The following is a 17,569-nucleotide window of genomic DNA, read 5'->3' on the forward strand; positions in this document are numbered from 1 at the left end:
GCCGCGGGGTCAGGGCGCGCGCTGCGCGGGGGGTTCGGGCGCTGCGGCGGCCGGTGTGGCGGGCACGGGCTCCCGGGTGGGTGCGGGCTCCCGCCGGTGACCGGCCGGACCCGCTCCCGGGGCCATGGACCGGGCGGTGTTGGAGATGGCCTTGATGCCCAGGTAGGCGGTGGTCATGCTGCTCACCGCGGTGAACGCGGAGGTGAGCACGCCGACGATCACGGCCTTGTCGCCGCCGAGCCGCCAGACCCCGAAGACCGCGACGCCGGCGATGGCGAGATTGCTGATGACGACCGAGAGCAGCCCGTACCGCGCCCGGTACCTCTCCAGCTCGGTGTCCCGAATGACTGTGGCCTCGTCCCGGCTCATGCCTTCCCCGCCCCCGTGGAACCCGCTCGATCAGCCAGAAGGTAGCGCCGACCGAGTGCGGTGCCAAGCGAGCCGACCGCACCGGGACTGTGCCGGTGCACGGACAAGGGGCGATCCGTTCGGTCCGCCCCCGCTCAAGCCGTCCGCGCGGGTGTCATCGCACGTCGACGTAGTCCTCCCGGCCCTCGCAACCAGGCCGTCCTGCCCTTGGGCCGGAAGGGGGTCCGCGCCTTCTTGGCGCCGTACGCCTTCCAGGCGGTGGTGCCCGCCGCGCGCGGCGGGAGCACGCCCTTGACGGTGATCGTCCGGCCCTTGGTGACAGGCTCGGGCGACGCGTCCGCGTCCTTGATCCGGGTAGGGCGCGGTACCTGTGCAGGCCGGCGCCGACCCCGCCCTTGATGTCGTTGGAACCCCCCTGAGGTCCCACGAGCGACGAAAGCCCCCTCCGGTGTACCCGGAGGGGGCTTTCGTTCTTGTGGCTGGGGCCGGGGTCGAACCGGCGACCTATCGCTTTTCAGGCGATCGCTCGTACCAACTGAGCTACCCAGCCACGAGGCTTCCGTGGAAACCTCAGCGGTCCTGACGGGATTTGAACCCGCGGCCTCCACCTTGACAGGGTGGCGAGCACTCCAAACTGCTCCACAGGACCAAGCTGTTGTGTGCGAACAGGCGAACCTAGTGTCGCACACCGTCTTGCGTGCCCCCAACGGGATTCGAACCCGTGCTACCGCCTTGAAAGGGCGGCGTCCTAGGCCGCTAGACGATGAGGGCTATCGGCCCGCCTGCGCGCTTCTCAGCGCGTCGGGGACGTGAGAAGCATATGGGATGGCGGGAGGTATCGCCAAAACGGTTTACGGGGCGCTCGGGGAGGGCGTGCGGGAGGGGGGCGGCGTCGGTGTGGCGCCGGGCTGGTTCTCCTTCGGGAGATGGCGGCTGACCTCGGCCGTCGTCAGCCCCAGGCCGCCCAGTTCGATCTCGTCCCAGGCCTGCAGGCGCCGGGTGTCGCGGTCCAGGTAGAGGACCGACGCCTCGATGGGGTCCGGGTACTTGCCCTCCACGGCGCGCAGGCCGCTGCCGCCCGTCGACCCCTCGACGCGCAGACGGGTGCCGTACTTCATGACCTCCATCTCCTCGTGGTGCAGATGGCCGGACAGCACGAGGGGCACGTCGCCGTCCGTCTCGCGCGCCGCGGACGGTTCGTGGGCGACGGCGACGTCCACGGGCGTGCCCGCCGCCCGCTGGTCGCGCAGGGCCGAGGCGAGCCGCGCGCCCGCGAGCTCCTCCGCGGCACCGCCACCGGGCTCGACGGAACGGTCCGGGGTGAACTGGGGGTCGCCGATGCCGGCGAACCGCACGCCCGCGACCGTGACCGCCCGGCCGTCGTCCAGGACGTGCACGTTCTTCATCCGCTCCAGATAGCGCTGGGTGACGCGGGAGTCGTGGTTGCCCCGGACCCAGACGTACGGGGCACCGAGGTCGGCGACGGGGTCCAGGAAGCCGTTCTCGGCTGCCGTGCCGTGGTCCATGGTGTCGCCGGAGTCGACGATCACGTTGATGGAGTACTGCTTCACCAGCGAGGCGACGATCTTCCAGCTCGCCGGGTTGAGGTGGATGTCGGAGACGTGCAGCACGCGGATCGTCGTCGGGTCGGGCTCGTACGCGGGAAGGGTGGACGTGACGTCGTACAGCTTGGTCACGTTCGTCACCAGCCGGGCCAACTCCTTCTGATAGACGTCGAACTCGCTGACGATGCTGCGTGCGTTGCCGACCAGGGAGGGGGCCGAGGAGAGCAGCCCGGAGAACCTCGGCTCCAGCACCGAGTTCGGATTCCAGGTCGCGAAGGCGGTCGCGCCGGAGGCGGCCAGCAGGGTGAGCGCGAGCCCGCCCGCGGCGAGGGCCCGGCGCGGGCGGCGGTAGACGGCGAGGCCGAGGGCCGTGGCGCCGGACACGACGGCGATGCACGACCGCACGGCGACGTCGCGGGTGCCGTGCTCGACGTCGCGGGCGACCTCGTCCTGGAGGCCGGAGAGCCGTTCCGGGTGGTCGACCAGGGCCTGCGAGCGGACCGGGTCGAGCTGGTCGACATCCACGTCGAGGCGGATCGGGGCCTCGTGGCTGCGCAGCTCCAGCGCGCCGAGCGGAGACACGTTGATCTTGGTGCCGCCGGTGAGTGAGGGGCGCAGGGTCATCGTGGTGTTCATGGGGCCGACCGGCACGCGGACGTTGCCGACGACCAGCAGCCCCAGCCAGGCGCCCAGGAGGACGACGCAGAGCAGGCCGAGCGCACGGGTCCAGGGGCGCGGCTGGGGGTCGAGTCCGACCGCCGTGAGGGTCCGGCGTGAGCGGTGGCGGCGGGTCACGGCGCGGGGCACCGTGCGCGCGCCGTTTCGTATGCGGTGCACGGTGGCGGTCACGGCAGCGGGGACGCGGGCCATTGGTCCCGTATGCCCAGGTGCGCGGGCGGGTATGCGGGCGCGGCCCGCCGGCGTACGGACCGTCGCCCGCGGACCCCTCACCCGCGCCGGCACCGTCCGCCCGCGCGTGCCGCCGTCGGTGCCCCCGTATGCCGTCGTCGCGGGCACTCGCGCGCAGGCGTCGCCGGCTCTCGTACGGCGGTGTCGTGCCGGACAATGGCCGGGTGCTGGAGATGACGCGCGAGGAGTTCGAGGAACTGGTCGCCGAGGCGTTGGACCGGATCCCCCCGGAACTGACCCGGCTGATGGACAACGTGGCGGTGTTCGTCGAGGACGAACCGCCCGCCGACGATCCCGAGCTGCTCGGTCTGTACGAGGGGACTCCGCTGACGGACCGTGGGGAGTGGTACGCGGGCGTGCTCCCCGACCGGATCACGATCTACCGGGGCCCGACGCTGCGGATGTGCGACACCCGCGAGGACGTCGTCGCCGAGACCGAGGTGACCGTGGTGCACGAAGTGGCGCACCACTTCGGGATCGACGACGCCCGGCTGCACGCGCTCGGCTACGGGTGACGGCGGCCGGTTCCGACGGGTCGGTCCGCCGGGGCGCGTGTCCTCTTGCGGGCGGCGGGAGTTGGGCAGGGGGACTCCCGTACCCGCCCTCGGAGGTGGCTGCCCGTGCGCGCCATGTACGTACCCGTCCGACTGGCCGTCACGGTCCTGGCCGCGGCCGCGGCGGCCGGCTGCATGAACGTCGGTGACGACGGGCAGCAGCCAGGGCCCTCGCACTCTGCGGGACAGCACGGCGGGAAGGCTCCCGACGGCGGTGGCGCGGTGACCGGAGGCGGCGCCGGCTTCCACGGGGGCAAGGGGGCGAAGGGGGGTTCCCGCGCGGCGAAGCCCGGCGAGTCCGCGTCCGGTGAGGAGTCCGCGTCGACGTCGCCCTCCAAGGGCGGGAAACCTTCGGCCAAGGCCCGGGACAAGGGTGGCAAGGGATCCTCCAAGGTGCCCGAGCCGCCGCCGGGGCAGCCGACGCCCACGCACACGACGGCCGAGCCGACACCTCCCCCGCCCCCGCCGGAGACACCACCGCCGGCCACCGATCCCGGCACGGCGGAGCCATCGTCCTCGGCGCACGAGCAGCAGGCCGCGCAGCTCGTGGAACGCGAGCCGGCACCCGAGGCGGGGGTGCCGGCCTGACCGGCCCGCGGACCGTCGCGGACGCCGCTGACCTGCTTCTTCGGGCTCGGTTTGCCTTCAGGGGTGGTGGGTGCGTATGGTGGTAGATCGTTTGATCCCATTTGCCCGGCGCCATTGCAGAGAGCGCCGCGTTGGCGCGTACTCTCCCTTGCCGTGGCCGGACCGCATTGAGGCGGTCGATTGCGACTTCACGGAGTTTGGGCGCGTGCCGTAGAACTCCGGAAGGTTCGCATTTCGCATGTCCGTTTCCAGTACTGATCACGTCGTCGTGCCCGAGAACAACGAGAACGAGGGCGCCGAGGCCGTCGAGAGCACGCAGGGCGCTCCCGAGATCACCTTCGGTGACCTCGGTCTGCCCGAGGGCGTCGTCCGCAAGCTCGCTCAGAACGGCGTGACCACCCCCTTCCCGATCCAGGCCGCGACCATCCCGGACGCCCTGGCCGGCAAGGACATCCTCGGCCGTGGCCGCACCGGCTCCGGCAAGACCCTCTCCTTCGGTCTGCCGGCCCTGGCCCGTCTCGCCGACGGCCGTACCGAGAAGAAGAAGCCGCGCGCCGTCATCCTCACGCCGACCCGTGAGCTGGCGATGCAGGTCGCCGACGCGCTCCAGCCCTACGGCGACGTCCTCGGCCTGAAGATGAAGGTCGTCTGCGGCGGTACGTCGATGGGCAACCAGATCTACGCCCTGGAGCGCGGCGTCGACGTCCTCGTCGCCACCCCGGGCCGACTGCGCGACGTCATCAACCGCGGCGCCTGCTCCCTGGAGAACGTCGAGGTCGCCGTCCTCGACGAGGCCGACCAGATGTCCGACCTGGGCTTCCTGCCCGAGGTCACCGAGCTGCTCGACCAGGTGCCGGCCGGCGGCCAGCGCATGCTGTTCTCGGCCACCATGGAGAACGAGATCTCCACGCTGGTCAAGCGCTACCTGAGCGACCCGGTCACGCACGAGGTCGATAGCGCCCAGGGCAACGTCACGACCATGTCGCACCACATCCTGATCGTGAAGCCCAAGGACAAGGCGCCGGTCACCGCCGCGATCGCCTCCCGCAAGGGCCGCACGATCATCTTCGTCCGCACCCAGCTGGGCGCCGACCGCATCGCCGAGCAGCTGCGCGAGGCCGGCGTGAAGGCCGACGCGCTGCACGGCGGCATGACGCAGGGCGCGCGCACCCGCACGCTGGCCGACTTCAAGGAGGGCTACGTCAACGCGCTCGTCGCGACCGACGTCGCCGCGCGCGGCATCCACGTCGACGGCATCGACCTGGTGCTGAACGTGGACCCGGCGGGTGACCACAAGGACTACCTGCACCGCTCCGGCCGTACCGCCCGCGCGGGCCGCTCCGGCACCGTCGTGTCGCTGTCCCTGCCGCACCAGCGCCGCCAGATCTTCCGGCTGATGGAGGACGCGGGCGTCGACGCCTCGCGCCACATCATCAACTCCGGTACGGCCTTCGAGCCCGAGGTCGCCGAGATCACCGGCGCCCGCTCGATGACCGAGGTCCAGGCCGAGTCCGCGGGCAACGCCGCGCAGCAGGCCGAGCGTGAGGTCTCGCACCTCACCAAGCAGCTGGAGCGTGCGACGCGTCGTGCGGCCGAGCTGCGCGAGGAGGCCGACCGTCTGGTCGCCCGTGCCGCGCGTGAGCGGGGCGACGACCCGGAGGCCGCCGTGGCCGCGGCGGCCGAGGCCGCCGAGCAGGCCGTCGTGGCGGAGCCCGCGGAGGCGGCCGCCGCCGAGCAGCCCGCCGAGCGTCCCGCCTACGAGCAGCCGCGTCAGCGCCGCGACGAGCGGGGCAACTACGAGCGCCGTGACGACCGTGGTGGCTTCAACCGTGACCGCCGCGACGACCGCCGCGACGACCGCCGCGACGACCGCGGTGGCCGTTCCTTCGAGCGTCGTGACGACCGTGGCGGCTTCCGTCGGGACAACGACCGTGGTGGCCGTTCCTTCGAGCGCCGTGACGACCGTGGCGGCTTCAACCGTGACGACCGTGGTGGCTTCAACCGTGACCGCCGCGACGACCGCCGCGACGACCGCGGTGGCCGTTCCTTCGAGCGCCGTGACGACCGTGGCGGCTTCAACCGTGACGACCGTGGCGGCTTCAACCGTGAGCGTCGTGACGACCGTGGTGGCCGTTCCTTCGAGCGTCGCGACGACCGTGGCGGCGTCCGTCGGGACAACGACCGTGGTGGCCGTTCCTTCGAGCGCCGTGACGACCGCGGTGGCCACCGCGGCAGCGACCGCCCCTTCAATCGCGACCGTCAGGGCGACCGCCCCTCCGGCGGCTTCCGCTCCGGCAGCCACGACCGCCCGTACGGCCGTCGTGACGACCACCACGGCACCGGCTCCTTCGGCCGCCGCGACGAGAAGCCGCGCTGGAAGCGCAACGGCTGACGCCCGCTGAAGCAGTGAACTGACGTGGCCCCCACCCGACTCGGGTGGTGGCCACGTCGTCGTTCGCGAGGCGGGAGCCGCGCGGACGTCCTCCCGTTCGCCCGAGAAAGCGGGACGGCGACGGCACGCCGTGCCGCGACGACCGCAAGGGGAACGGTCCCTTCGGTTCGAGGGTGAAGATCGCCTGCGGACGGCAGGGCCGCAAGGGTCTCTTTTGGCCAACCGATGGGCGCATGTCATGCCCCCGGCAAGGGAATCGCTGGGGGCATGAAAGATGACGCCATCGCGACTGGGCTGTCGGACGAAGAACGGCTTGCCCAGCTCGGCTACACGCAGGTTCTCGCCCGCCGCATGTCGGCGTTCTCCAACTACGCGGTCTCCTTCACCATCATCTCGGTCCTCTCGGGCTGTCTGACGCTGTATCTGTTCGGCATGAACACCGGCGGCCCCGCCGTGATCACCTGGGGCTGGGTGGCGGTCGGGCTGATGACGCTGTTCGTCGGGCTGGCGATGGCCGAGATCTGTTCGGCCTATCCGACCTCGGCCGGGCTGTACTTCTGGGCGCACCGGCTCGCCCCGGAGCGCAGCGCCGCGGCCTGGGCGTGGTTCACCGGATGGTTCAACGTCCTCGGCCAGGTGGCGGTGACCGCCGGTATCGACTTCGGCGCGGCCTCCTTCCTGGGGGCCTATCTGAACCTCCAGTTCGACTTCGAGGTGACCCCGGGCCGCACCGTCGTCCTGTTCGCCGGGATCCTGGTGCTGCACGGCCTGCTGAACACCTTCGGCGTCCGGATCGTGGCCCTCCTCAACAGCATCAGCGTGTGGTGGCACGTGCTGGGCGTGGCGGTCATCGTGGGCGCGCTCGCCTTCGTGCCGGACCACCACCAGTCCACGTCCTTCGTGTTCACGGAGTTCGTCGACAACACGGGCTGGGGCAGCGGGGTGTACGTCGTCCTCATCGGCCTGCTGATGGCCCAGTACACGTTCACCGGGTACGACGCGTCCGCCCACATGACGGAGGAGACCCACGACGCGTCCACGGCGGGTCCCAAGGGCATCGTGCGGTCCATCTGGACGTCGTGGATCGCCGGCTTCGTCCTGCTGCTGGGCTTCACGTACGCCATCCAGTCCTACGACGCGGAGCTGAACTCGGCGACGGGCGCGCCCCCCGCCCAGATCCTGCTCGACGCGCTGGGCGCGACGGCGGGCAAGCTGCTCCTGCTCGTCGTGATCGGCGCGCAGCTGTTCTGCGGGATGGCGTCGGTCACGGCCAACAGCCGTATGATCTACGCCTTTTCGCGGGACGGCGCGCTGCCGTTCTCCCATGTGTGGCACACCGTGAACCCGCGGACGCGGACACCGGTGGCGGCGGTGTGGCTGGCCGCGATGGGAGCGCTGGTGCTCGGCCTGCCGTACCTGATCAACTACACGGCCTATGCGGCGGTGACCTCGATCGCGGTCATCGGACTGTACGTCGCGTACGTCATCCCGACGCTGCTGCGCGTGCGCAAGGGCGACGCCTTCGAGCGCGGCCCCTGGCACCTGGGCCGCTGGTCCCGCCTCGTGGGTGTGGTCGCGGTCTCCTGGGTCGTGGTCATCACGGTCCTGTTCATGCTGCCGCAGGTCTCGCCCGTCACCTGGGAGACCTTCAACTACGCCCCGGTGGCGGTGCTCGTGGTCCTCGGGTTCGCGGCGACCTGGTGGCTGGTCTCGGCGCGCCACTGGTTCCTCAATCCCGACCACGAACGGACGATCGCCCGTGAGGCGGCGCGCCGGGGTACGCCCGAACCGGTCGATCCGTGACCTAGCGCGCTTTTGGCGTGGCCGGTGCGCCGATACCCGATCGGAGTCCCGGCCACGTCCGGCTATGCTCGGGGGTGCATCGGCGCGGGCCGGTGCGGCGCGTGGGCATCCGCCGGTGCGTGGACCCTTAGCTCAATTGGCAGAGCAGTGGACTTTTAATCCATTGGTTGTGGGTTCGAGTCCCACAGGGTCTACCGCGGACGGCGCCCCACCCGGTCTCGGGTGGGGCGCCGTCGTCGTCCGTGCGGGCGAGCGCCGCGGGGCGGCGGGGCGTCAGCCCGCCGTCAGTTCCGGCAGGGGCATCGTGTGCTGGGTCTGGAGGACCTTGGCGCGCAGGTAGCGGACGTTGTGCGCGGTGGTGAAGACGCCCGTCGGGACACGCCGGGCGACCGTGATGCCGAGGTCGCGGAGCTGGTCGGCCTTGTCCGGGTTGTTGGAGAGCAGGTCCACGGAGTCGATGCCGAGGGCCCGGAGCATCTGGGCGGCGGCCGTGTAGTCGCGACCGTCCTCGGGCAGCCCGAGCGCGGCGTTGGCGGCGTACGTGTCGAGGCCCTGGTCCTGGAGGGCGTACGCGTCGAGCTTGTTGTAGAGGCCGATCCCGCGGCCTTCCTGGCGGAGGTACAGGAGCACGCCTCCGCGGTCCGCGATCCGTTCCACCGCCTCGCGCAGCTGCGGGCCGCAGTCGCAGCGGGCCGAGCCGAAGACGTCGCCGGTCAGGCACTCGGAGTGCAGCCGCACCAGCGGATCGGCCCCGGGCTCGCCGAGCACGACCGCCAGGTGCTCCTGCTCGTCGGCGAGGCCGTGGAAGGTGACCAGCTCCGCGTCGACGGAGTAGCCGTCACCGAAGCGCAGCGGCACGCGGACGCGGGTGCGCACCGTGGCGGTGGGGTAGTCGCGCATGTTGTCTCTCCGTCCAGCGGGTTCGTTCCCGACGGGTGCTTCAGATTTGAAGCAAGCACTCGGAGGGAGACAATACATGGTGCTTTAAAGTTCAAGCAATGCGTTCCGTGCCGCGTGGCGCCCGATGTGCCCTGCGGCGCGGCCCGAGGCCGGTGCCGACTCGGGTGTCCCCCCACTCCGCGCGTCTCGCGCGGACCTCACGAAGAACGCCGCCGCCAGGGCAGATCTTCCCCGCAGGCTCCGGCCCGTTCGCCCTGGATCGCCCGCGTGATGGCCCCGCAGATCTCCTCCAGCTGGCCGACCTGCTCCGGGGCGAGATGGTCGAAGAGCGCCGCCCGCACCGTCTCCACGTGCCCCGGCGCCGTCCGCTCCAGGACGGCCATGCCCTCGTCGGTGAGGGCCGCCACGTGGCCGCGCCTGTCGGTGGGGCAGCCCTCGCGGCGCACCGTCCCGTCGTTCTCCAGCCGTGTCACCGCGTACGTCAGCCGGCTGCGGGTGATCTTCAGGAGCTCGGCCAGCTCGGTCATGCGCAGCCGCCGGTCCGGCGCCTCGGAGAGCATGGCGAGGATGGAGTAGTAAAGGTGCGGCATGCCCGCCTCCGCCTGGAGCCGGCGGTCGATCGTGTCCTCCAGGAGCGAGGAGGCGGAGACGTACGAGCGCCAGGCGCGCTGTTCGGCGGGGGAGAGCCAGCGGGTCGTCATGCCGCCAGTCTAGGTATTGTTTAAAAGTTGAACCACTGAGTCAGCCGGGCCGGGCCGCCGCGAGCCGGTTCGAACCGCCTAGAGCCGGAGGGTGCGTCTCCCATGCCCCATCCCTACGTCCTGCTGTCCGCCGCCGTCTCCCTCGACGGCTTCCTGGACGACACCGGCCCCGAGCGGCTGCTGCTCTCGGGAGCGGCCGACTTCGACCGGGTCGACGAGGTGCGGGCGTCCAGCGACGCGATCCTCGTCGGAGCCGGCACGATCCGCGCGGACAACCCGCGCCTTTTGGTCAACTCCGCCGAGCGCCGCGCGGCACGCATCGCCGCGGGGCGCCCGGAGTATCCGCTGAAGGTCACCGTCAGCGGGTCCGGCGACCTCGACCCGGCGGCGCAGTTCTGGCACACCGGCGGCGAGAAGGCCGTCTACACGACCGACAAGGGGGCGGGCCGGGCGGCCGAGGCCCTGCGCGGACTCGACCACCTCGGCATCGACATCGTCTCCACCGGCCCCGAGCTCGACTGGCGCGCGCTGCTGGAGCACCTGCACGACGTCCGCGGCGTGCGCCGCCTCATGGTCGAGGGGGGCGGGCGGGTCCACACCCAGCTGATGCTCGAAGGGCTCGCGGACGAGCTGCAACTCGCCGTCGCACCGCTCTTCGTGGGCCAGCCGGACGCGCCGCGGCTGTTCGGCCCGGGCGCGTATCCCCCCGGGCGGATGCGCCTCGTGGAGACGCGGGCCGTCGGAGACGTCGTCCTCATCCGGTACGTCCCCACGGCACCCGGCGCCGGGGAGCTCGCCGGTGCCGCGGACCGGCAGTGGCTGGCCCTCGCCTGCGAGCTGGCCGCGCAGTGCCCGCCCTCGGAGACGGCGTTCAGCGTGGGCGCGGTCGTGGTCGCGGCCGACGGCACCGAGCTGGCCCGCGGTCACTCCCGGGAGGGCGACGACCCCGTCGTGCACGCCGAGGAGGCCGCGCTCGCCAAGATCGACCCCGCCGACCCCCGACTGGCCTCCGCCACCGTGTACAGCAGCCTGGAGCCGTGTGCCCGACGCGCCTCCCGGCCCGCCCCCTGCGCCCGGCTGATCCTCGACGCCGGAGTGCGGCGCGTGGTCACCGCGTGGCGCGAGCCCGACACGTTCGTCGCCGAGGCCGACGGGAGCGGGCTGCTCACGGCGGCGGGCGTCGACGTCCTCGAACTGCCGGAGTTCGAGGAGCGGGCGAAGGCGCCCAACCGGCACCTTCTCGGCTAGCCCCCGGCCGCGCGCGACACGCCGGGCGGGGGCGGGGGCAGACGTGTGTGCTTCGGGTCCCGCGGATGGCGTACACTGGTTTCAACGACGCGGGGTGGAGCAGCTCGGTAGCTCGCTGGGCTCATAACCCAGAGGTCGCAGGTTCAAATCCTGTCCCCGCTACTGAAACAAGGGCCGGACTCGGAATGACGAGTCCGGCCCTTGGTCTTTCCCCCGGCCCTTCCCGGTTCTCGGTCTTTCCCCTCGTCCTTGCCGCGCCCCCTGTTGGCGGCCGGTCACGACCTGGCGCGTTCCCCCGGTCGGTCCACATCGGTCGCTGCCCGCCCGCGTGCCGGGATATCTGGACGGGTGGGGCGAGCAGGAAGCGAGCGGCGAGTGGCCATGGGCCCGTACGACCGGTCCGGTGGACGGCTGCCCGGCGACCCCGTGCCCGACCCCGGCGTCGGAGACACCCCGCGGCCCCGCCCGGCGGGCACCGGGAAGCGTGGGGTCTCCTCCGTGCGGACCTTCGTCAAGACGCCGCCCGCGCTGCTCGTCGTCGCCGGGGTCCTCTACGACTACCTGACCGCGGCGGAGTTCGCCGCCGCCCCCTTCTTCACGGCCGCCCCGCTGGTGGCCGCACCGCTCTACACGCTGCTGAGCACGGCGCTCGCCGGCCTGCCGGCCGTCGCCGCCGGCACGCTCGTCACGCTCGACGGCGCGCCGTCGGCACTGCCGCTCGGGATGGGCGAGTTGGACGGCCGGCCCGACGGGCGGTGGGCGAGAAGTTCCCGCACGGCGCGACGCTGCTCCTCTACACCGACGGTCTGTCCGAGGCGCGCGACGGACGCGGGGACTTCTACGACCCGGCGGCGCGTCTCGCCGGACGCGTATTCCCCGGTCCCGACGCCCTGTTGACCGTCCTGGCCGGGGAGGTCCGGCGGCACGCGGGAGGCGGCACGACGGACGACATGGCGTTGCTCGCCGTACGACGTCCCCGATCGTTGTCACCCGGGGTGACCGGACCGTACCCCTCCGCATAACGACTGACGTACCGTCAGGGAAAGGCGTGTTTACGAGGTGCGGTCAACTCGCCCGGTTTCCGGCGGTGGTGCCCCCAAAGTCCAGGCCAAAAGCGTTAACGATCAATCCGAACGGCTTGGAATCCGGGGCCCGCGTCTATTAACGTTCGATAACGCAGCGCGGTCGTCCCAGCCGTCACAAGAGGCGGCTCCGTGCGCACGCGCCGAATCCCGCAAGGGAACCGGGGAACCACTAACTTGGGGTGAATCGGGCGTTCTTCGCGGTCATATCCGTGAGGGACGCACGTAGGAGACCTTCCTGCTCCGAACCCGTCAGCTAACCCGGTAGGCGAGAAGGAAGGAAAGGAGCGCGCCCACGTGGCGTCAAACCGGCCTGCCCAGCCAACCTCGTTCGCGGCGGACGAAACCCAGTCCATCGGCTACGCGTACGGCAACGACGAGGGCCCCTGGGAGGAGTGGAATCCCACCGCGGATTCCGTCCGTCCCGTCCGCGGCCGGCACCGCGTCAGCAAGCAGCGCGGCGGAGGACTCGCGCGCAGCTCCACCGTCCTCGGTGTCGGTGTCATAGCCGCCGTCGGCGCTGGTGGCATGGCCACCGCGGCGCCCGGCAAGCCGCCGGTCTCGATCTCCCTGCCCGACCTCTCCTCGGTCACCGAGTCCGCCAAGGCCCTGATCTCCGACGGCGGATCCAGCGCGCCCAAGGGCTCCAGCACCCCCCTCACCACCGCCGGACTGACCACCGCGGACGCCGCGCAGGGCAGCGCCGACGCCGGTGAGGCGCTGCGCGCCCGCATCATGCAGCAGGCCGAGTCTCAGCAGGATCAGGTCGACAGCGCGGCCCAGGAGGCCGCCGAGACGGCCGCCGCGAAGCAGGCCGCCGAGACCGCCGCCAAGCAGCAGGACGCCGCCGAGGCCAAGGCCGCCGCCGCCAAGAAGAAGGCGGAGGAGGAGGCCAAGGCCAAGGCCGAGGCGGAGCGCCTCGCCGAGCTCGCCAAGAGCTACTCGCTGCCCACCTCCTCGTACACGCTGACCTCCACCTTCGGTGAGGCCGGCTCCATGTGGTCCTCCGGCTACCACACCGGCCTCGACTTCGCGGCGCCCACCGGGACGCTCATCAAGGCGATCCACGGCGGCACCATCACGGAGGCCGGCTGGGCCGGCGCGTACGGCTACCGCACGGTCCTCACCCTCGACGACGGCACGGAGCTGTGGTTCTGCCACCAGTCGTCGATCAGTGTCACCGCCGGGCAGAAGGTCACCACGGGCGAAGTGATCGGGCGCGTGGGTGCGACGGGCAACGTCACCGGACCGCACCTGCACCTGGAAGTGCACCCCGGCGGGGGCGACTCCATCGACCCGATGGCCTGGCTGCGGGGCAAGGGCCTCAATCCCTGAGCCGACCGTCTCCACCCTTGCGCCGGGTGCTCCGGTTCCGGGCCGAGGGTTTTCACCCTCGTGCCGAGGGGACCGAACCCAGGCTGAGGTGCTCCACCCTTGTGCCGGGGGATCTCTCCTGACCGAGGGTCTTCACCCTTGTGCTCAGGGATCCGACCCTGGGGTCGAGGGTCTCCACCCGACCCCAGGGCTTCGCGCCCTGGGTACAAGGGCTTCATCCCGATCCGAGGGTCCAGACCCTGGTGCGAGGGACGCCACTCCTGAGGCGCGACCACACGTCGTCCGCCGAGGCGGCGCCCCTTCCTCCGCGGCAACGGTCTCCGGCGGTCCTGACGACAACCCCCTCGACGTCAGGGCTGCCGGTCAGGTGCATCCGGGTGTCTTCAGATGCGTGCGGAATACACCCATCCGGTAAGGGTGTTGCAGTGAGGTATGACTCCTCTCCGCAAGCTCGGTCCGTCCGACCTCGAAGTCTTCCCGCTCGCCCTCGGGGGCAACGTCTTCGGCTGGACCGCCGACGAGGCGCACTCCTTCGCCGTGCTCGACGCGTACACCGCCGCGGGCGGCAACTTCATCGACACCGCCGACTCCTACTCGGCGTGGGTCGACGGCAACGAGGGTGGCGAGTCCGAGACCCTCATCGGCACGTGGCTGAAGAAGCGCGGCAACCGCGCCGACGTCGTCCTCGCCACCAAGGTCAGCCAGCACCCCCGGTACCCGGGCCTGACCGGTGCCAACATCAAGGCGGCGGCCGACGCGTCCCTGCGCCGCCTCGGCACCGACCACATCGACCTGTACTACACGCACTTCGACAAGCCGGAGGTGCCCGTCGAGGAGATCATCGGCGCGCTCGACGAACTGGTGCGGGCGGGCAAGGTCCGGCACATCGCCGCGTCCAACATCTCCCCCGAGCGGCTCCGCGAGTCCCTGGAGTTCTCCGACCGCGAGGGCCTCGCGCGCTATGTCGCCCTGCAGCCCCACTACAACCTCGTCTCGCGTGACACGTACGAGGGGCCCCTGCACGACGTGGCCGCCCACGCCGGCCTCGCCGCCGTCCCGTACTTCGCCCTCGCGTCCGGCTTCCTCACGGGCAAGTACCGCCCGGGCGCGAGCGTCGACTCGGCCCGCGCCGCCGGGGCGGGCAAGCACCTCGACTCCGCACGCGGCATTCGCGTCCTGGCCGCCCTCGACGAGGTCGCCGAGGCGCACGGCGCACCGGTCGCCACGGTCGCCCTGGCCTGGCTGGCCGCCCAGCCGACTGTCGTGGCCCCCATCGCCTCCGCCCGCACGGTCGGACAGCTCCCGGCGCTGCTGGGCGTGGCGGACCTGGTCCTCACGGAAGGGGAACTGGCGAAGCTGACGAAGGCGTCGGCCTGAGGAAGGCGTCGGTCTGGCGAAGGCGTCGGCCCGACGGGAGCAGTCGCTAGGTGCGGTAGGGGTTGTAGGCGGGGTACGGGGCCACCGGGCCGTACGGGTTCCCGTGCGGCTGTCCCTGCGGTTGCTCCGCGGGCCGTCCGTACGCCCAGGTGTACCCGTAGCCGTACGCGCTTCCCCGGGCGGGCCACGGCGGGGCCGGAATCCGCGGCGCGACCGTCCGTGCCGCGTACGCCAGGGCGGGCCGGGCGATCTCCCTGCGCCGCCACAGCTCGTCGAGCAACTCCCGCTCGCGCACGACGAAGTCGGCGCCGGCACGGCCGCGGCGGCCGCGGTGACGCAGGAACGCGAGCGAGGTCGCATACGCCTCGTACTCCGCGACCGAGCGCGCCGCGGCCTTCCCGGCGTGGTGCCCCGCGTACTCGCGGGCGAGCCGCCGCGCCCGCATGGAGCCGAGCACATGGGGTTCGACCGGGGTCAGCCAGCCGGCGACGGCGTACGCCGGAAGCTCCGTGCGCACGGTGCGCAGTTCACGCTGCCGTGTCCAGACGACCAGCCAGGTCAGCAGTCCGAACGCGGGCACCATGAACGCGGCGTACACCGCGAAGAACCCGTACTCCCCGAACGTCGAGGAGCCGTTCCAGACGGAGTGCATGCCCATGGCGAGCAGCAGTCCGCCGAAGGGCAGCAGCACGCGGCGCAGATGCCGGCGTTCCGCGGACAGCGCCGCGAAGCCGAATCCGATGCCGGTCAGCACGGTGAACAGCGGATGCGCGAACGGTGACATGACCACGCGGACGAAGAAGGTCGCGGCGGTGAGAGAGGCGAGCCCCCTCTCCCCGCTGAGCTGGTCGGTACCGAACGCGGTGCCGAGGTAGAGGATGTTCTCGGTGAACGCGAAGCCGGTCGCCGTGATCCCGGCTATGACGACCCCGTCGACGATCCCGGTGAAGTCCCGTCTGCGGAAGAGGAAGACCAGCAGCACGGCCGCCGCCTTCGCGGATTCCTCGACGATCGGCGCTATGACGGTCGCGCCGAGCGTGTCGGCGCTGGACGGGTCCGCGGTCGAGGTCGCTATCCATCTGGTCGCGAAGCTGTTGGCGACGATCGCTATGAGCGCGGCGGCGCAGGCACCCCAGGCGAACGAGAAGATCAGATTGCGCCAGGGGCCCGGTTCGACACGGTCCAGCCAGCGGAACGCGGCGATCAGGAGCGGCACGGGGAACACGGCGAGACCGAGGCCGACCAGAAAGCCCTCGGTGCCGGTCTGCTCGCGGACGAGCGCCAGGATCACGAGCCCCGACATCGCGAGCAGGGTGATCAGCGCGCCGTAGCGGACCCATCGGCGCTGCCACCAGTGCGCGTGCCGCAGCCCACCGCCGGCGGGACCGCCGGGGTGCGTCGGATACGTCGGGTACGGAGGGCAGGTGGCCACGGCATCGACCCTAACGAGGGAAGGGCTCAGCCCGCGACGGTGCCTGGCACTGCCCGGGGCACCCGCGCGGACACCGAAGGGACGCCCGGGTGGCTCCCGGGGCTTCAGCGGCCCTTCAGCCGTCGGCGGACTGCTGGTCCGGGTGTTCTTCGTGTTCTTCGAGCTGCTGTACGCGCCGGAAGAGGAGGTCGTTCACCACGTGACCCTTGTCCAGTCCCTGGCCCTCGAAACGGGTCAGGGGCCGGAAGCCGGGACGTGGCGCGTAACCGCCGTCGGGCTGGGTGTTCTCGAAGTCGGGGTGCGCGCTCAGCACTTCGAGCATCTGCTCGGCGTAGGGCTCCCAGTCGGTCGCGCAGTGCACGAGGGCGCCCGGCTTGAGGCGGGTCGCCACCAGGCTGAGGAACTCGGGCTGGATCAGCCGCCGCTTGTGGTGCCGCTTCTTGGGCCAGGGGTCGGGGAAATACACCCGCAGACCGCTCAGGGACTGTGGCCGGAGCATCTCCCTGAGCAGGATGATCGCGTCGCCGTTGGCCACCCGGACATTGGACAGGCCGTTGTGGTCGGCGAGATTGAGCAGGTTGCCCTGGCCCGGGGTGTGCACGTCGACCGCGAGGATCCCGGTCTTCGGGTCCTCGGCCGCCATCTGCGCGGTGGCCTCGCCCATCCCGAAGCCGATCTCCAGCACGACGGGACAGTCGGTCCCGAACAGCTCGGCCAGATCGATCGTCCGCTGCCCGTCGATGTCCAGACCCCACTTGGGCCACAGCCGCTGGAGCGCGTCCGCCTGCCCGGCGGTCACCCGGCTGCGACGCGGCTGGAAGCTCCGGATGCGCCGCTCGAAGTGCGACCCGGCGGGGTCGGCCTTCGGGCCGTCGGGGAACCGGGGCTCGCCCTTCGCACGGGTATGCCGCCCCGAGCCGGCGTCGGTGGCCGGCCCGGCATCTTCGGGGGAGTCAAGGAATTCAGACACAGTGATGTCGATTTTACGGGGGTGTGCGGGGTGGGGGATCCGGGTCCGCCGGGGCAAGGTCCCCCCAGGGGCAGGGGCAGGGGCAGGGGCAGGGGCAGGGGCAGGGGCAGGGGCAGGGGCAGGGGCAGGCCGGGGGGCCGCCGGGGTGTTATGTGCCGGCCAGCGCGGCCAGTGCCCTGCGGGCGACCTCCCGTCCGATGGGCAGTGAGGCCGTGGCCGCGGGTGACGGCGCGTTCAGCACGTGGACCGTCCGGGGGCCCTCCTTGATCAGGAAATCGTCCACCAGGGTGCCGTCGCGCAGGACCGCCTGGGCCCGCACCCCGGCCGCCGCGGGGACCAGGTCC

At 71.7% G+C, this 17,569-nt stretch carries 13 protein-coding genes, 5 tRNA genes, 2 pseudogenes and 1 riboswitch; of the genes and pseudogenes, 10 read left to right on the forward strand and 10 right to left on the reverse strand.

The features are described 5' to 3' along the window. Window positions 1-9: 9 nt before the first annotated feature. The 5 genes from H305_RS47930 to H305_RS0134925 all read right to left on the reverse strand — a co-directional run bounded on the left by H305_RS47930 (window position 10) and on the right by H305_RS0134925 (window position 2,804). Complete coding sequence (locus H305_RS47930; protein WP_051371279.1) at window positions 10-369, reverse strand: hypothetical protein; 360 nt, start codon at window positions 367-369, stop codon at window positions 10-12. A 476-nt stretch (window positions 370-845) separates the two neighbouring features. After that, window positions 846-919, reverse strand: a tRNA-Phe gene (locus H305_RS0134910). A 24-nt stretch (window positions 920-943) separates the two neighbouring features. Beyond that, a tRNA-Asp gene (locus tag H305_RS0134915) sits at window positions 944-1,018 on the reverse strand. Window positions 1,019-1,067: 49 nt separating this feature from the next. Beyond that, window positions 1,068-1,140: transfer RNA gene (locus H305_RS0134920), tRNA-Glu, on the reverse strand. Between the two features lie 80 nt (window positions 1,141-1,220). Further along, complete coding sequence (locus H305_RS0134925; protein WP_028804535.1) at window positions 1,221-2,804, reverse strand: metallophosphoesterase family protein; 1,584 nt, start codon at window positions 2,802-2,804, stop codon at window positions 1,221-1,223. Window positions 2,805-3,007: 203 nt separating this feature from the next. Here H305_RS0134925 and H305_RS0134930 point away from each other — a divergent pair, with 203 nt between their 5' ends. From H305_RS0134930 to H305_RS0134950, 5 genes are all read left to right on the forward strand, one after another. After that, window positions 3,008-3,358 carry a metallopeptidase family protein gene (locus H305_RS0134930; RefSeq protein WP_028804536.1) on the forward strand — a complete coding sequence of 117 codons (351 nt, stop codon included), beginning with the start codon at window positions 3,008-3,010 and terminating at the stop codon, window positions 3,356-3,358. Window positions 3,359-3,472: 114 nt separating this feature from the next. Next, window positions 3,473-3,985 (forward strand): hypothetical protein, encoded by a 513-nt coding sequence (locus tag H305_RS0134935; RefSeq protein WP_051371286.1) that lies wholly within the window; start codon window positions 3,473-3,475, stop codon window positions 3,983-3,985. Window positions 3,986-4,223: 238 nt separating this feature from the next. After that, window positions 4,224-6,377 carry a DEAD/DEAH box helicase gene (locus H305_RS0134940; RefSeq protein WP_028804538.1) on the forward strand — a complete coding sequence of 718 codons (2,154 nt, stop codon included), beginning with the start codon at window positions 4,224-4,226 and terminating at the stop codon, window positions 6,375-6,377. Window positions 6,378-6,644: 267 nt separating this feature from the next. Continuing rightward, window positions 6,645-8,180 carry an amino acid permease gene (locus H305_RS0134945; protein WP_028804539.1) on the forward strand — a complete coding sequence of 512 codons (1,536 nt, stop codon included), beginning with the start codon at window positions 6,645-6,647 and terminating at the stop codon, window positions 8,178-8,180. 121 nt (window positions 8,181-8,301) lie between these two features. Further along, window positions 8,302-8,374: transfer RNA gene (locus H305_RS0134950), tRNA-Lys, on the forward strand. Between the two features lie 79 nt (window positions 8,375-8,453). On the opposite strand, the gene H305_RS0134955 is transcribed toward H305_RS0134950, so the two are convergent. After that, complete coding sequence (locus tag H305_RS0134955) at window positions 8,454-9,080, reverse strand: GTP cyclohydrolase II (protein WP_028804540.1); 627 nt, start codon at window positions 9,078-9,080, stop codon at window positions 8,454-8,456. A gap of 197 nt (window positions 9,081-9,277) precedes the next feature. Beyond that, entirely contained in the window at window positions 9,278-9,781 is a 504-nt protein-coding gene (locus H305_RS0134960; protein ID WP_028804541.1) for a MarR family winged helix-turn-helix transcriptional regulator, read from the reverse strand. A 102-nt stretch (window positions 9,782-9,883) separates the two neighbouring features. Between H305_RS0134960 and H305_RS0134965 the strand changes: the two genes are divergently transcribed. The 5 genes and pseudogenes from H305_RS0134965 (at window position 9,884) to H305_RS0134985 (ending at window position 14,823) form a co-directional block, all read left to right on the forward strand. Continuing rightward, window positions 9,884-11,029, forward strand: a complete 1,146-nt coding sequence (locus H305_RS0134965; protein WP_028804542.1) for a dihydrofolate reductase family protein — start codon at window positions 9,884-9,886, stop codon at window positions 11,027-11,029. Window positions 11,030-11,117: 88 nt separating this feature from the next. Further along, window positions 11,118-11,191 (forward strand) — tRNA-Met (locus H305_RS0134970). 507 nt (window positions 11,192-11,698) lie between these two features. Continuing rightward, window positions 11,699-12,051 (forward strand): annotated as a pseudogene (locus H305_RS56495) (SpoIIE family protein phosphatase); the annotation flags it as partial. Between the two features lie 191 nt (window positions 12,052-12,242). Then, a riboswitch (cyclic di-AMP (ydaO/yuaA leader) is annotated at window positions 12,243-12,397 on the forward strand. A gap of 11 nt (window positions 12,398-12,408) precedes the next feature. Then, complete coding sequence (locus tag H305_RS0134980; RefSeq protein ID WP_028804544.1) at window positions 12,409-13,446, forward strand: M23 family metallopeptidase; 1,038 nt, start codon at window positions 12,409-12,411, stop codon at window positions 13,444-13,446. 432 nt (window positions 13,447-13,878) lie between these two features. Continuing rightward, entirely contained in the window at window positions 13,879-14,823 is a 945-nt protein-coding gene (locus H305_RS0134985) for an aldo/keto reductase (RefSeq protein ID WP_028804545.1), read from the forward strand. 46 nt (window positions 14,824-14,869) lie between these two features. Here the strand turns inward: H305_RS0134985 and H305_RS0134990 are convergent, their stop codons facing one another. The 3 genes and pseudogenes from H305_RS0134990 to H305_RS0135000 form a co-directional block, all read right to left on the reverse strand. After that, complete coding sequence (locus H305_RS0134990; RefSeq protein WP_028804546.1) at window positions 14,870-16,255, reverse strand: PrsW family intramembrane metalloprotease; 1,386 nt, start codon at window positions 16,253-16,255, stop codon at window positions 14,870-14,872. A 115-nt stretch (window positions 16,256-16,370) separates the two neighbouring features. Beyond that, entirely contained in the window at window positions 16,371-17,225 is an 855-nt protein-coding gene (gene trmB, locus H305_RS0134995; RefSeq protein ID WP_028804547.1) for a tRNA (guanosine(46)-N7)-methyltransferase TrmB, read from the reverse strand. 148 nt (window positions 17,226-17,373) lie between these two features. Next, window positions 17,374-17,569, reverse strand: a pseudogene (locus H305_RS0135000) (L-2-hydroxyglutarate oxidase); the annotation flags it as partial.

Origin of the sequence: Streptomyces sp. 142MFCol3.1 (genome assembly GCF_000424945.1) — a bacterium.
GTDB classification, from domain to species: Bacteria; Actinomycetota; Actinomycetes; order Streptomycetales; family Streptomycetaceae; genus Streptomyces; species Streptomyces siamensis.

Coding starts and splice junctions, on each gene's coding strand:
- H305_RS0134965 (WP_028804542.1), top strand. CDS start 9,884: ATGCCCCATCCCTACGTCCTGCTGTCCGCCGCCGTCTCCCTCGACGGC.
- H305_RS0134960 (WP_028804541.1), bottom strand. CDS start 9,781: ATGACGACCCGCTGGCTCTCCCCCGCCGAACAGCGCGCCTGGCGCTCG.
- H305_RS0134925 (WP_028804535.1), bottom strand. CDS start 2,804: ATGGCCCGCGTCCCCGCTGCCGTGACCGCCACCGTGCACCGCATACGA.
- H305_RS0134940 (WP_028804538.1), top strand. CDS start 4,224: ATGTCCGTTTCCAGTACTGATCACGTCGTCGTGCCCGAGAACAACGAG.
- H305_RS0134945 (WP_028804539.1), top strand. CDS start 6,645: ATGAAAGATGACGCCATCGCGACTGGGCTGTCGGACGAAGAACGGCTT.
- H305_RS47930 (WP_051371279.1), bottom strand. CDS start 369: ATGAGCCGGGACGAGGCCACAGTCATTCGGGACACCGAGCTGGAGAGG.
- H305_RS0134935 (WP_051371286.1), top strand. CDS start 3,473: ATGTACGTACCCGTCCGACTGGCCGTCACGGTCCTGGCCGCGGCCGCG.
- H305_RS0134955 (WP_028804540.1), bottom strand. CDS start 9,080: ATGCGCGACTACCCCACCGCCACGGTGCGCACCCGCGTCCGCGTGCCG.
- H305_RS0134985 (WP_028804545.1), top strand. CDS start 13,879: ATGACTCCTCTCCGCAAGCTCGGTCCGTCCGACCTCGAAGTCTTCCCG.